General features: G+C 55.9%; 16 protein-coding genes. 5 read left to right on the top strand and 11 right to left on the bottom strand.

Features of this window, described 5'->3' with window-relative positions:
* Position 1: 1 nt before the first annotated feature.
* Positions 2 to 61, bottom strand: a complete 60-nt coding sequence (gene ypfM / locus APU02_RS26255) for a protein YpfM (RefSeq protein WP_001386977.1) — start codon at positions 59 to 61, stop codon at positions 2 to 4.
* Positions 62 to 455: 394 nt separating this feature from the next.
* Here ypfM and APU02_RS15485 point away from each other — a divergent pair, with 394 nt between their 5' ends.
* Genes APU02_RS15485 through APU02_RS15475 form a run of 3 tightly spaced genes read left to right on the top strand, consistent with a single transcriptional unit; the run spans position 456 to position 2,170 of the window.
* Complete coding sequence (locus APU02_RS15485) at positions 456 to 812, top strand: ArsC family reductase (RefSeq protein ID WP_042290901.1); 357 nt, start codon at positions 456 to 458, stop codon at positions 810 to 812.
* A 3-nt stretch (positions 813 to 815) separates the two neighbouring features.
* Positions 816 to 1,943: a succinyl-diaminopimelate desuccinylase gene (gene dapE / locus APU02_RS15480; RefSeq protein ID WP_060570536.1), complete on the top strand. Its 1,128-nt coding sequence runs from the start codon at positions 816 to 818 to the stop codon at positions 1,941 to 1,943.
* 26 nt (positions 1,944 to 1,969) lie between these two features.
* A complete protein-coding gene (locus APU02_RS15475) occupies positions 1,970 to 2,170 on the top strand; it encodes a YpfN family protein (RefSeq protein WP_042290905.1) in 201 nt (66 codons plus the stop codon).
* A gap of 100 nt (positions 2,171 to 2,270) precedes the next feature.
* Here APU02_RS15475 and ypfH read toward each other — a convergent pair whose 3' ends face one another.
* The 6 genes from ypfH to dapA form a co-directional block, all read right to left on the bottom strand.
* Positions 2,271 to 2,969, bottom strand: coding sequence for an esterase (gene ypfH, locus APU02_RS15470; RefSeq protein WP_042290906.1), 699 nt, complete (start codon positions 2,967 to 2,969; stop codon positions 2,271 to 2,273).
* A 73-nt stretch (positions 2,970 to 3,042) separates the two neighbouring features.
* The gene (locus APU02_RS15465; protein WP_060570535.1) at positions 3,043 to 5,052 is read right to left on the bottom strand and encodes a GNAT family N-acetyltransferase; all 2,010 of its coding nucleotides are present in this window, start codon (positions 5,050 to 5,052) and stop codon (positions 3,043 to 3,045) included.
* Positions 5,053 to 5,066: 14 nt separating this feature from the next.
* On the bottom strand, positions 5,067 to 5,933 hold the full coding sequence (locus APU02_RS15460) for a neutral zinc metallopeptidase (RefSeq protein ID WP_060570534.1): 867 nt from the start codon (positions 5,931 to 5,933) through the stop codon (positions 5,067 to 5,069).
* 111 nt (positions 5,934 to 6,044) lie between these two features.
* Complete coding sequence (purC, locus tag APU02_RS15455; RefSeq protein WP_042290911.1) at positions 6,045 to 6,758, bottom strand: phosphoribosylaminoimidazolesuccinocarboxamide synthase; 714 nt, start codon at positions 6,756 to 6,758, stop codon at positions 6,045 to 6,047.
* Positions 6,759 to 6,868: 110 nt separating this feature from the next.
* The gene (gene bamC / locus APU02_RS15450; RefSeq protein WP_042290912.1) at positions 6,869 to 7,903 is read right to left on the bottom strand and encodes an outer membrane protein assembly factor BamC; all 1,035 of its coding nucleotides are present in this window, start codon (positions 7,901 to 7,903) and stop codon (positions 6,869 to 6,871) included.
* A 16-nt stretch (positions 7,904 to 7,919) separates the two neighbouring features.
* Entirely contained in the window at positions 7,920 to 8,798 is an 879-nt protein-coding gene (gene dapA / locus APU02_RS15445; protein ID WP_042290913.1) for a 4-hydroxy-tetrahydrodipicolinate synthase, read from the bottom strand.
* Positions 8,799 to 8,943: 145 nt separating this feature from the next.
* Here dapA and APU02_RS15440 point away from each other — a divergent pair, with 145 nt between their 5' ends.
* Positions 8,944 to 9,516, top strand: coding sequence for a glycine cleavage system transcriptional repressor (locus APU02_RS15440; RefSeq protein ID WP_042290914.1), 573 nt, complete (start codon positions 8,944 to 8,946; stop codon positions 9,514 to 9,516).
* The gene (gene bcp / locus APU02_RS15435) at positions 9,516 to 9,986 is read left to right on the top strand and encodes a thioredoxin-dependent thiol peroxidase (protein WP_012906615.1); all 471 of its coding nucleotides are present in this window, start codon (positions 9,516 to 9,518) and stop codon (positions 9,984 to 9,986) included. The genes APU02_RS15440 and bcp overlap by 1 nt, the downstream gene beginning before the upstream one ends.
* A gap of 48 nt (positions 9,987 to 10,034) precedes the next feature.
* Here bcp and iadA read toward each other — a convergent pair whose 3' ends face one another.
* The 4 genes from iadA to APU02_RS15415 form a co-directional block, all read right to left on the bottom strand.
* Entirely contained in the window at positions 10,035 to 11,198 is a 1,164-nt protein-coding gene (iadA, locus tag APU02_RS15430; RefSeq protein WP_060570529.1) for a beta-aspartyl-peptidase, read from the bottom strand.
* A gap of 11 nt (positions 11,199 to 11,209) precedes the next feature.
* Positions 11,210 to 11,671 (bottom strand): YjiG family protein, encoded by a 462-nt coding sequence (locus APU02_RS15425; RefSeq protein WP_060570528.1) that lies wholly within the window; start codon positions 11,669 to 11,671, stop codon positions 11,210 to 11,212.
* Between the two features lies 1 nt (position 11,672).
* Entirely contained in the window at positions 11,673 to 12,332 is a 660-nt protein-coding gene (locus tag APU02_RS15420; RefSeq protein ID WP_060570525.1) for a nucleoside recognition domain-containing protein, read from the bottom strand.
* 158 nt (positions 12,333 to 12,490) lie between these two features.
* Complete coding sequence (locus APU02_RS15415) at positions 12,491 to 13,555, bottom strand: AI-2E family transporter (protein WP_042290921.1); 1,065 nt, start codon at positions 13,553 to 13,555, stop codon at positions 12,491 to 12,493.
* Positions 13,556 to 13,770 lie beyond the last annotated feature (215 nt).

Below are 13,770 nucleotides of genomic sequence, written 5' to 3'. Positions count from 1 at the left end.
TTTATTTACGAAGCATAACTTCGATAAAGTCTTTCCAGTTCCCCAGTTCACGTTCAATCATAACGACCTCTGCTTCTTATTATGGGTATTCTACAAAACACCTTCACGCCGGGTGAAGTTAAATTAGCCGATTGCTGTGATTACATCCTCCGGGGAGACCGTGAAGTGATGTAAACATCATGGCGCTGAACCCATAAATTTTATGTGACTTACTGCAATATTTTGAAACAATCATACCTTATTATCGGCAGCGTTTATTTTGATTAAAAAACAGCCGGATGCAAGAGGTAAATTCCGAATCGCGATAAACATCGATCCGGCGCAGATCAGGAGAATTATTATTCACACTCCTTCAACAATGATATATTTTCTGATCACCATTACATGACAAATCATATTATCAGTCACAACATTATTACTGATTAAAAAATCAGTTTACGATAATAAGGATGCAAATGATTACCCTTTACGGCATCAAAAACTGCGATACCATTAAAAAAGCCCGCCGCTGGCTGGAGGCGCAAAACCGGGATTATCGCTTTCATGACTACCGCGTAGACGGCCTGGATCCCGCGCTACTTACTACGTTTATCGAAGAACTGGGCTGGGAAGCGTTGTTGAATACTCGCGGCACCACCTGGCGAAAACTCGATGAAGCCACACGCAATGCCATTACCGATGCCGCAGCAGCCACCGCGTTAATGCTGGAAATGCCGGCAATCATCAAACGCCCATTGCTCTGCGCGCCCGGGAAGCCTATGCTGCTGGGTTTTAGTGAATCCAGTTATCAGCAGTTTTTTGACGAGGTGTAGTCTATGTCGTGCCCGGTTATTGAGCTGACACAGCAGCTTATTCGCCGCCCTTCCCTTAGCCCGGACGATGCGGGATGTCAGGCGTTGATGATTGAACGCCTGCGCGCCATCGGTTTTACCGTTGAGCGTATGGATTTTGCGGATACACAGAATTTTTGGGCATGGCGCGGTCAGGGCGAGACGTTAGCGTTTGCCGGTCACACCGATGTAGTGCCTGCGGGTGATGCCGACCGCTGGATCAACCCGCCCTTCGAACCGACAATTCGTGACGGTATGTTGTTTGGTCGCGGCGCGGCGGATATGAAAGGTTCGCTGGCGGCCATGGTGGTGGCGGCAGAACGTTTCGTTGCGCAGCATCCCAACCACAAAGGACGCCTGGCGTTTCTGATCACCTCCGATGAAGAAGCCAGCGCGAAGAACGGCACCGTCAAGGTGGTGGAAGCGCTGATGGCGCGTAATGAGCGCCTCGACTATTGTCTGGTGGGCGAGCCGTCGAGCACCGAAGTGGTAGGCGACGTCGTCAAAAACGGCCGCCGCGGTTCTCTGACCTGTAACCTGACGATTCATGGCGTGCAAGGACACGTGGCCTATCCGCATCTGGCGGATAACCCGGTGCACCGCGCCGCGCCGATGCTCAACGAACTGGTGGGCATTGAATGGGATCGGGGCAATGATTTCTTCCCGGCCACCAGTATGCAGATCGCCAATATCCAGGCGGGAACCGGCAGCAACAATGTGATCCCCGGCGAGCTGTTTGTGCAGTTTAACTTCCGCTTCAGCACTGAGCTGACCGATGAGATGATCAAAGAGCGGGTTCATGCCCTGCTGGACAAACATCAGTTGCGTTATACCGTCGACTGGTGGCTCTCCGGCCAGCCGTTCCTGACGGCGCGCGGGAAGCTGGTGGATGCGGTGGTGAATGCCATTGAGCACTATAATGAAATTAAACCGCAGTTACTGACCACGGGCGGGACATCCGACGGACGATTTATTGCCCGCATGGGGGCGCAGGTGGTGGAGCTCGGCCCGGTGAATGCCACGATTCATAAAATCAATGAATGTGTAAACGCCGCCGATCTGCAACTGCTTGCCCGTATGTATCAACGTATCATGGAACAACTCGTCGCCTGACGATGTTCCGTTAAGAGGTAAAGCGCATGGACTGGCTGGCTAAATATTGGTGGATTCTGGTACTGGTGTTTCTGGTAGGCGTACTGCTGAACGTGATAAAAGATCTCAAGCGCGTCGACCATAAAAAATTTCTCGCCAACAAGCCGGAGCTTCCCCCGCATCGTGATTTCAACGATAAGTGGGATGATGAGGACGACTGGCCGAAGAAAGACCAACCGAAGAAATAACCCCATTACGGACTGAAAGGGGCCGGAAAAGGCGACGTTGCCTTCCGGCCATTTCATCGCCCAGGCGGAAAACATCATTTCGCTTTTTTCCGCTCCTGACTTACATCATCTCGATGATATCGTCATCCTTTGGCGTCCCGCCGCTGAGTGCTTCATCAAAATAGTGCTTCGGCACGGTGTAGCGTAAATGGTCGAGCGCAAACTGCATGCTGCGATCGTCTATCGCATGTCCCAGATCGTCCACGATATCCAGCGTCACGTCGCCGCCCGCACGTTGCAGCGCGTCTTGCGCCGCCACCGCATGGGAAAGCTCAATCACCCGATCTTCCCCACCATGAATCAGATGGATAGTCGTCGCGGTGGTTGCCGTTTCCGGCAAGCTGGCGTAGCGGCCATTGAACGCAATCACGCGGGAAGCCAGGCCTGGCTCAGCCTTGATGCTTTCAAGCGCCATGATCGCCCCCTGCGAAAAACCGATCAGCGCCGTAGCGTTAGCTCCGACGCCGCTCTGCTGTTGCCACTCGCGCACAGTGTCAATAAAGGCAGGCATCACGGCATTTATCCGCGCCTGGCGATTTTCCTCGGTCACCCCGTCCACCGAGAACCATTGCCGTCCCGACGCTGTGCCGCTCGGCTCGATGCCGCCCACGCTCACCACCAGCGCGTCCGGAAAGACGGGTGCAAACCATGAGCCGATCTCGCCCATTGCGACCGGATTATCTCCAACGCCATGAAACAGGAGCAACAGCTGCTGCGCAGGTTTGCCCGGACGTTGAACAACAAAATGATCATGTTTCATGGCATTCTCCTTAGCTTAGGGTGTCAATTCTACGCCCCCCAATCGCAATGACCATGCCAGAAAATTGAAGGAGTTAGTGAAAAAATTGCCATTGCACAATGCGATCGCGGTACTGCCGGCAACGTTCATCATCTAACGCGGCAAGCGCCTGCGCCGCCTCGTCCCGTTGTTGCCTCAATAACGCTTTGCGCCCGGAAAGTCTCAGTGCGCCGCACAACTGCGCGTCACTATGTCGATCCTGTATGCCGCCCCGCAGCGCCGGGAGTGGCAGCGTACAGGAGGCCAACAGGCGGTTCAGACAGCCAAGCGAGGTGAGCAATGGCCGGTGAGCAAAGGCAAAACCAGACAGGGCGCGCCAGTCATCTTCATTAAGCGTAGACGTTTTGAGGGGGTCTACCGGAATCGTCTCGCCATTCCATTGACTAAGGACTTCCGCATCGCGGCGTAAACGCCCATGTTCCTCATTCGCGAGTCGTTTTCCAGCCGCCGTTAACGGCAGTATCGCCATCGCGGCGTAACAGCCGCTGCTGGCTTCTTTGTGATTCCCCATGCGGACCAGAATGAAGCCGCAGCGCTGCCAGAAACGCCAAAGCAGCGGCGTGTAGCCAAAGCTAACGGAAAGGTAATCACAGGGGGCATGATGGGCCTGGGCAATCAGTTGCTGACCAATACCCTCCCCCTGCCGACCGGGATGTATGGCTATCCGGCTGACACGACGACCGGCCAGCGTGGCGGCCAGCGGATCGCCGCCGTGCGCCGCCAGCGACTGCGCCACGAGATTTCCGCGAGGCCGACGGTAACCCGCCCAGACGGCCTGGCTGAGTTCACCGCTCAGCCCGCCTTCATCCACCAGCCATAGCGCGCCAACGGTTTGTCCGGCGCAGCTTGCCTGAAAAAAATGCTGCCCCGGCGCATCCATCATCCGGCGCAGGTCCAACGGCGAGGTGCGATAGTGCGCGCCGGAAAGCAGCCGGTAAGCCGCCAGCGGTAGCGCCGGGCGCGTTCGCCAGCTTTTTTGCTCAAAGGGGGTGATGGTTACGTCACCCTGCGGCAAAGTGGCAAAATCGTCATCGTCAAATACCAGCGCGTCGCTGACGGTTTTCTCCAGCGGGCACCCTTTGGCCCAGCGAACGGGGTGCTGGAGTTCGAAGCGTTGAAGCGTCGGAAAACGGGCGCAAAACTTAAGCAAAAATCCGCGTCCGGTGCCTTCGTAGCCCTGAACGGTGGTGGTCAATAAGACGCGGGGGAAACGCGATACAAGGCGGTGCAGGAGCGGCGCGGGGATCGCGGCCGCTTCGTCCACGATCAGCCAGTCGGCGCGTACGTCGGCTGCCAGCAGCGCATCCGGTGAGTAAAAGCAGAATTTATCGCCAGCAAACTGCGCCAGCACGTCCGTTGCCGCTTTCGCAGGCGCGGTGACGATCGCCGTCCCGGCAATACGCGCAATCAGCTGGCCCGCCAGGGCGGACTTGCCGCGACCGCGGGCGGCGATCGCGGCGGCAATGCCTTCCGGCATCGTTGACAGTTTCGCCAGAAGGGCGGCTTGTTCCGGCAACGGCTCACCGCTGGCAGGCTGCCACGCAGGACGCTGCGGAAAATGCGGGACGGTAAACGGCTGATGTTGCTGCCAGCACAGCGTCTCCCCGTCAGAGAGGAGGACATGGCAGAAATGGCGAACAAAATTGGGCGTCGGGATGGGCTGAGCGCAGTCGCTCCAGCGAAGCGAATCCGCATCCGGTTGCGTGGACCAACGCGCCAGCGGCGGAACCAACAGGACCAGCCAGCTTCCCGCGCGCAGCGTACCGCTTAAGGCTGCGAACGCCGCCGCATCCAGCCCCTGACGCGCATCAAAAACCGCATGACGGAATTCTCGACCCAGCAGGGTTTGCAGCGCCTGCGGCGAACAGCAGGGCGCCGAGGGCGCATCGTCCGAAACCCAGAGCCAGTCGCCGGGAAGCTGTGCCCGCAGGCGCAACGCCTGTTCCCGGCACCAGTCATTCTCGCCGCTCAGCACCAGCAGGCGGCGGATCCCCTCGCGCGCCAGCTGCGCGGTGAGCGCATTCAGCGTCATAACGTCGGACATCCCTGCCTCTGCAATCAGAGCGCTTTGCCGAAGGTATTACACTGCGCCGGATCGCCGCTGTCGAAGCCGCGTTTAAACCAGGTGTAGCGCTGTTCAGACGTGCCGTGAGTGAAGCTGTCCGGTACCACGCGTCCCTGGCTTTGTTGCTGCAGACGATCGTCGCCAATGGCTTCGGCGGCATTCAGCGCTTCTTGCAAATCGCCAGCCTCCAGTACGCCCTGCTGCTGCATGCTGTGACCCCAGACGCCCGCAAAGCAGTCAGCCTGCAGTTCCATTCTCACGGAAAGACGGTTAACTTCCGCCTGCGAGGCATTTTGCTGCAGCTGGCGAACTTTTGGCTCAATGCCCAACAGTTTCTGGATATGGTGACCGACTTCATGCGCAATAACGTAGCCCTGGGCGAAATCGCCGTCCGCGCCCAGCTTGTTTTTCATTTCGTCATAGAAGGAAAGATCGATATAGACCGTACCGTCCGCCGGACAGTAGAACGGTCCCATAATGGACTGCCCGGTGCCGCATCCGGTGCGCGTAGCGCCGCGGTACATCACCAGCTTAGGCTGCTGGTAGGTACGCCCCATTTTTTCAAACTGCTGCCCCCAGGTGTCTTCCGTTGTCGCCAGAATCACGGAGGTAAACTTGGCCGCTTCATCGTCGTTTGGACTGATGGAGCGTGAAGATTGTTGCTGCGAAACCGGCTGCCCGGTCATCAAGCCCGTCAGGTCGACCCCATAATAGCCTGCGACCAGAACGACAATCAGCAGAACCAGACCGCCTTTTCCGCTCGGCAAACGAAAACCGGGACCGCCCAGAGACGGGCCGCCGCCAGAACGGCTGCGTCGGTCTTCCACATTGTCACTTTCACGTCGCCCTTGCCAGCGCATAATCACCTCATCTCTCTATTCATTATGATGATGATCGTAGGCGGTTCAGCACAAGATTACCACTGGAAAGCGCAAGCGAGCCGGAGAAAAAGTCCCGGCCCGCCGGGTCTGTTAGTCGAGATTCACGCCCAGACGACGCGCAACGGTTTCGTAGGCTTCAATCAGGCCGCCCAGGCTCTGACGGAAACGGTCCTTGTCCATCTTGTCGAGGGTCTCTTTATCCCACAGACGGCTGCCGTCCGGCGAGAATTCATCACCGAGCACAACTTCACCTTTGTACAGACCAAACTCCAGTTTGAAGTCGACAAGGATCAGACCTGCGTCATCAAACAACTTCTTCAGCACGTCATTGGCTTTGTAGGTCAACTCTTTCATGCGCGCCAGGTTCTCTTTGCTCACCCAGCCGAAGGTTTCGCAGTAAGAATCGTTCACCATCGGATCGTGCATCGCATCGTTTTTCAGAAACAGATCGAACAGTGGCGGATTCAGTTCGATGCCTTCTTCAATACCCAGGCGTTTGACCAGAGAGCCAGCAGCACGGTTACGCACCACGCACTCTACCGGCACCATATCCAGTTTTTTTACCAGACATTCGGTGTCTGAGAGCAGGCGCTCCATTTGCGTCGGGATACCGGCCTCTGCCAGTTTGGTCATGATAAAGTGGTTGAACTTGTTGTTCACCATGCCCTTACGATCAAACTGTTCAATGCGCGCGCCATCCCCTGCTGACGTATCATTGCGGAATTCGAGCACCAACAGATCCGGGTTTTCCGTGCTGTATACGGTCTTCGCTTTACCACGATACAACTCAGCTTGCTTTTGCATCTTCAATACTCCTGGGTGTGAATTTGTAGTCGAAACGGGAAACATTATGCCACGCACACGTTTGCGTAGCACGAAAATAAAAAGGGCCGGATTTCTCCAGCCCTGTATTTTTACTTGCTAAACGCTGCCTGGAAGACGGCCACCAGCGCGTCGTTCTGGCTCTGCGTCAGGGTATGCCCCTTCGGATCGATAAACTGCATGCTGCTGCGGTTGTCTAAGTCACCGACCTGCAGCTTATAGTCGCCGGACGCCAGGCCCGGATCGCTTGCGCCCAGCTCACGCCAGTCGCTATCAGACAGCGGTTTGTACGTCACCGCCATGCTGCCCTGAGAGCGGGTGCTGTCGGTTACCTTCATGCCTGCCTTCTCCAGCGCGGCGGGCAGACGCTGCCAGACAACGTTGAACGGACCACGCACGACCAGCATCGGTAAACCGGTCTCATCCGCGGCGCTCTGCACATCCATAGTAGCGGCGGAGCGGTTCTGCGCGGCGTTCGCGGCGTCATTCGCGGTCTTATCAAGACCCGCGGAAATAACGTTCATCATTTCCGCGCTGTAACGTTGCAGTGAAGCGGCGTCAGCAACCGGCTTACCCGCCTGTTCCAGATTAACCAGTTTCACCATCACCGCCTGCTGATAGCCCTGCGGTTTCACCGAAATCTGATAACGGCCACGGTACTGCTGGTCTTCATCAAGACGGTTCCATTCAACCCAGTCGGTTGTCAGGGTCTGGCTGGCGTCGTCACGCTTTTCAATCGTGTAGTTTTTAGACTGAATCACGCTAACGACCTGCGGCCACAGCGTATTACCGCGTCCGTTTTCCACCAGCAGCGTTGCGGTATCGCCAGCAAACTGGGTACGCGCCCCGCTAACCAGCGCCAGCGGCTGAGCAGGCGGACGGATGTCCAGCGCTTTACCGACAGCGCCGCTGCCGTTGGTCACCGGAATGTTATAGTCACCCGTGGTCACCGGCAGAATCATACCTGCTGGAGCATGGAGTTCAGCAAGCGGCGCGGCATCCAGATAGGATTCATCACCGCTCACCTGGCGCTTGTAGCGCGAATCAGAACTACAGGCAGCGAGCAGCAAAACAAGCGAAACACCCGCAACCCTGGCCAGGCGCGACTTTTGTACTGAGTAAGCCATCAAATCTCCCTAAACTTTACAGCAAACCGGCGTGCTTAAGCGCCGCTTCGACGATGTCACGACCTTGGTCCGTGATCGGCGTCATTGGCAGGCGCAGCGTATCGGTCGCCACAAGGCCCAACGCCTTACATGCCCATTTCACTGGGATCGGGTTGGGTTCGACAAACAGTTTGTTATGTAACGGCATCAGACGCTGGTTGATCGCCCGCGCCTCGGCAAAACGCCCTTCCGCCGCCAGCTTGCACATTTCCGCCATGTCGCGCGCGGCGACGTTAGAGGTAACGGAGATTACGCCATGACCGCCTAACTGCATAAAGTCCATCGCGGTCGCATCGTCGCCGCTAAGCAGCAGAAAATCGTCAGAAACCCGCTCTTTGATCTGATGAACACGACTTAAGTTCCCCGTGGCCTCTTTAATGGCGACAATATTTTTCAATTCCGCCAGACGGCCTACGGTTTCCGGCAGCATATCGCAGCCGGTACGGGATGGCACATTATACAGAATTTGTGGCAGGTCAGTATGTTCCGCGATGGCTTTGAAATGCTGGAACAACCCTTCCTGCGTCGGACGGTTATAATACGGCGTCACCGTCAGGCAGCCGACAATTCCGCTGTCATTGAAACGCTGCGTCAGACTAATGGCTTCTGCGGTCGCATTGGCGCCCGTTCCGGCAATCACCGGGATACGGCCATCGGCTAACTCCAGGGTCATCATCACCACGTCGCCATGTTCATCATGGCTCAGCGTAGCGGATTCGCCGGTGGTACCCACAGAAACGATCGCCGAGGTGCCGCTGGCGACATGATAATCAATCAGTTTTTTCAGGCTTGACCGGCAGACATTACCTTTCTCATCCATCGGCGTAACAAGCGCGACAATACTTCCCGTGAACATGGGCCATCCTCTGTGCAAACAAGTGTCTCAATGGTACGTTTGGTACGGTAATAAAAGCAAGTGACCAGAGCCCTTCTGGTTGTTGTATGCCGGTTTTTTTTATGCTTTCCTTATGATTACCCCACCTATCAAAGGAAGAACAGGTTTGACACCTTCATCGCAACATTATTTGGTTATTACTGCGCTGGGTGCCGATCGCCCGGGAATTGTGAACACGATCACCCGTCATGTGAGCAGTTGTGGCTGCAATATTGAAGACAGCCGACTGGCCATGCTGGGTGAGGAGTTTACGTTTATCATGCTGCTGTCCGGTAGCTGGAATGCCATCACCCTGATCGAATCGACCTTGCCGTTAAAAGGCGCAGAGCTGGATTTATTGATAGTGATGAAGCGCACCACTGCCCGTCCTCGTCCGCCGATGCCCGCCACAGTATGGGTTCAGGTCGATGTGCCGGATTCACCTCATTTAATTGAGCGTTTTACAGCCCTGTTTGATAGCCATCAAATGAACATTGCGGAACTGGTTTCACGCACGCAACCCGCTGAAAATGAAACGCCTGCGCAGCTGCACGTGCAGATTACGGCGCACAGTCCGGCATCACACGATGCGGAAAATATCGAGCAGGCGTTTAAAGCCCTATGTACAGAACTCAATGCACAAGGCAGTATTAACGTTGTTAATTATTCACAACATGATGAACAGGATGGAGTTAAGTAATGAATCCACTGAAAGCCGGTGACATCGCACCGAAATTTAGCTTGCCGGATCAAGACGGGGAACAAGTAAATTTGACCGACTTCCAGGGACAGCGTGTTCTGGTCTATTTCTATCCGAAAGCCATGACGCCGGGCTGTACCGTTCAGGCCTGCGGCCTACGCGATAACATGGATGAGTTGAAAAAGGCGGGTGTGGATGTGCTGGGTATCAGCACCGACAAACCCGAAAAACTTTCCCGTTTTGCCGAAAAAGAACTGCTGAACTTTACCCTGCTGTCTGACGAAGATCATCAGGTTTGCGAACAGTTTGGCGTCTGGGGTGAGAAATCCTTTATGGGGAAAACCTATGACGGTATTCACCGCATCAGCTTTTTGATCGACGCAGACGGTAAAGTTGAACACGTTTTCGACGACTTCAAAACCAGCAATCACCACGATGTCGTACTGAACTGGCTGAAAGAAAACGCCTGACCGTTTCCGGCCTACAGGCTATCTTTTGTAGGCCGGCTGCCACGCGTTTTACTCAAACGTGCCTTTTACGCACGCTTTTTTATCCCGCACCATGACTTTGCCTTTCGCCCACAGATGTGTCACTTCCAGCGCTTCATTAAACACCAGAATATCAGCGTCGCATCCGACCGCTAACCGGCCTTTATGGGCAAGGCCCAGAAATTCGGCCACCGTACGCGTAAGCGGGCACAACGCCTGCTCCAGCGGCAGATGATGAATAGTGACTAACTGGCGCAGCGTCTGTGCCAGCGAGTCGAATCCCGCCACGCCGATGCCGATCAGATTGCCGTTTTCATCAAACTCCGGCTGGCTGCCGTTACCGTCTGAACTGAGGGTGAGACGCGACAACGGAACATCATTCTGTAGCGCGGTAACGATCGCCGTGGCGGGATCGACAGGCTCATCAATGCTGCTGGTGATGTCGATATAGCCACCGTCGTGCGCATATTCCAGCGCCGCATGGAACAGCGACTCGGCGCGGTTAACATGTGTTGGCAGGAGTTTTGTGATGGGCACATCGGCATTCGCGAGGATCTCATACAACGGCTCGAGCATCCTGGGGCTACTGCCCATATGAAACACGCTCACGCCCGCTTTCTGCCCCAGTAGTCCGCCGACGCGCGCCTGTGCGGCCATATTAGCCAGCGCGGCGGCGTCCGGGGCAGACGAGCGGTGATCGGAAATCGCGCACTTCACCCCAATGACCTTATCGATCAGCGCCACGTCACGATCGACGCTGCCGGTGAGGGTCGGAGAGGGCAGCGAGTAGGCGCCGGTGAGCATCCACGCGCTGATACCTTCCGTTTCCAGCGCGCGGGTCTTCGCGAGGAGCGACTCCGGATGACGGGTTATCCCATCAGTCCCCAGTAACCCGACTACGGACGTGATCCCGGCCTCCACCAGCCGCGACAAACGCACTTCCGGCGTGCGGGTATGAGGCCCCGCTTCGCCTCCGCCGCCAATCAGGTGCACATGCTGGTCGATAAAACCCGGGCAGACAACGGCGCCTGCCAGATCAATACACTGGCAGCCAGGAAAATCGCCCGGCGCGATAGTGGGAGCAATCGCCACAATTTTGCCGCTGGCGACGAGAATATCCTGTACGCCAAGATCGTCAGGGGCGTAGACATGTCCACGCTGAAACAGCGTCAGGTTCAGAATTGAACAGTTCATAACCTTCCTTGTTAAACAATAAGTTGCATGACCCAGATCGACACCAGCGCGTTAATCACGCACACGGCGATGATGTGCGGATAATACCGCGGATCGACACCCGCTGTCCCGAGACAGCGTCCGACGTTTTGTACCGGGTTGCCCATCAGGTAGATCGCAGGTAAAAGGACGGTCGCGTCATGCCCCGTCAGCGATCCCGCCACCACCAGGCTCGCGCAAACGCCTACGCCACCGCCCATGCTCATTACCGCAGCCAGCAGTACGGTGGCAGACTCGCCTGGCAAGCCCCAGAGCGCCATCACCGGCTCGCAGACGCGGCCAACGATATCAAGCAGTCCTGTCACCGTCAGCGCCTGGATAATGACAAACGCCATCACCACGTTGGGAAGAAGGCTGGTAGTGGCGATGGTAAAACCGCGCCGCGCGCCGTCGATAAACATATCCATGACATTTTTACGTACCTGCGCGCTCATCTCAGACCTCCCGTTGCAGACGACGATTTTCCAGCAGCGATATCCACAGCCTTAACAGATTCGCGCCGACAAACTTAAAGACCAGAATCACCGCCAGCGGGGTAATGACCGGCACGGTAATCATGGTGAACAGCGCTGCGCCAGAAGAAAAATAATTGGTTATGCAGGCGCTACCGCTGGTTTGCCACGTGGCGAAAATCGCGCGCTCCTGCCCGGTAATGAGCCCCTCTTCCGCCATTTCTTTAGTCATCCCTGCCGCAGCGTCGGTATTTTGCAGGTTCGCAATCAACGCCAGCGAGCAAATCCCTGGAATCCCCAGTAAAGGACGCAGAACGGGCGTCATCAACTGTTGGGCGGCGCGCAGGCCACCCAGCCCTTCCGTCACCGAAATAATCCCTAACGACAGAATGACCGACGGCGCGAGTTCGAGGGCGAAAAGAAATCCGTCTTTTGCTCCCGTTCCACCGATCCCGCGAAACGAGAGGGCTTTATCTCCCGCCGCGTTGATCTGACCAAACGTGCCGTTGAGCACGGTAAAATCGAAAACCCGCCACCATTCCGTGCTTTTCGCAAACATCCCTGAAAAAAAGAGAATCGTAATGAAAAAGGCGAGATAACCGCCCCACCCCGGTTTCTGTTGCGTGTGTGTGTTGTGACCCATTTTTTTCTCCTGTCGGTCTTTTCCATGCGTGACAAAAATTCATCACCCGGGTCACGTTAAAGACAAAAAGGAAGAAAAACGACAGCGTGGCGGTATATTCAGAAAACATTTAGAGGGGAGAAGCAATCCGGTAACAGAACGTTACCGGATGAAAAGAGTTACGCTGCGTCAACGCGCTGCGCATCAGGCCAGGCATGGACCACGGCTTTAATTAAGGTCGCTAACGGAATCGCGAAGAAAACGCCCCAGAAACCCCACAGGCCGCCAAAAATGACCACGGAGAGAATGATCACCAACGGGTGCAGATTCACCGCTTCAGAGAACAAAACCGGCACCAGCAGGTTGCCGTCAAGCGCCTGGATGATCAAATAGACCGCGAAACAGCTCCAGAACTCGGTCCCCAGACCAAACTGAAACAGCGCCACGCCCACTACCGGGATCGTCACCACGAAGGCGCCGATATAGGGGATAAGAACCGAAAAGCCGACCAGCACCGCCAGCAGCAGCGAATAGTTCAGGCCAAACAGCAGGAAGCCCAGCCAGGTCGCCACACCCACTACCACCATTTCCAGCACTTTACCGCGGATGTAGTTGGTGATTTGCTGGTTCATCTCTTTCCAGACCTGCCCCGCCAGCCCACGGTTGCGCGGTAGCACCCGGCGCACCGCATTCAGCATCTGCTCTTTGTCCTTCAGCAGGAAAAACACCATCAGCGGCACCAGCACCAGATAAACCGCCAGGGTCAGCAGGCCAACCAGAGACGCCAGTGAGTATTTCACTACGGAATCGCCCATCGTCAGCATGCGGGTACGCATGTTTTCCGCCATGGCGTCAATGATGCCCGCATCCATTAACGCAGGATAACGACGCGGCAATGTCGCGGCGAAATCAGAGAGTTTATTCAACATGCCGGGCATGTCGCGGATCAGGTATATCCCCTGCTGCCAGGCCACCGGCATCACCACAAACGCCATAAGCAGTAAAATGCCTACAAACAGTACCAGCACAATCGACGTCGCCCAGCGGCGTGAACAGCCGATCTTCTCCAGGCGGACGGTCGGCCACTCGAGTAAATAAGCCAGCACGATAGACACCAGCAGCGGAGCCAGTAATCCGCTAAAAAAGAAAAGGATGCCGAACCCGGCAACCAGGATCACCAGCAAAGCAATCGCCTCCGGGTCGCTAAAGCGACGGCGATACCATTGCATCAACATTTCGAGCATAAAACCTTCCCTGAACCTCATTAGCGGGATTGCGATCCCGAATTGTATCGAAATGTCACAAAAAAGACTTCGCTTTTTATGACTGATTCAGGAAACTGAAAAGTCATTTGTGCAGGGTATTCATCCGCAGGTTTCACCGCTACACTGCCCTTGCAGGCAGAGCGGGAACGATACTGCCCGGCATCGGTCAAATGACTATCTCAAAGAAAACAGGA

The sequence above is a fragment of the Citrobacter sp. 50677481 genome (genome assembly GCF_001463265.1).
In the GTDB taxonomy this organism is placed as follows: domain Bacteria; phylum Pseudomonadota; class Gammaproteobacteria; order Enterobacterales; family Enterobacteriaceae; genus Citrobacter_A; species Citrobacter_A sedlakii.
The sequence above is the reverse complement of the archived record's forward strand: the minus strand, read 5'-3'. Positions and strand labels throughout refer to the sequence as shown.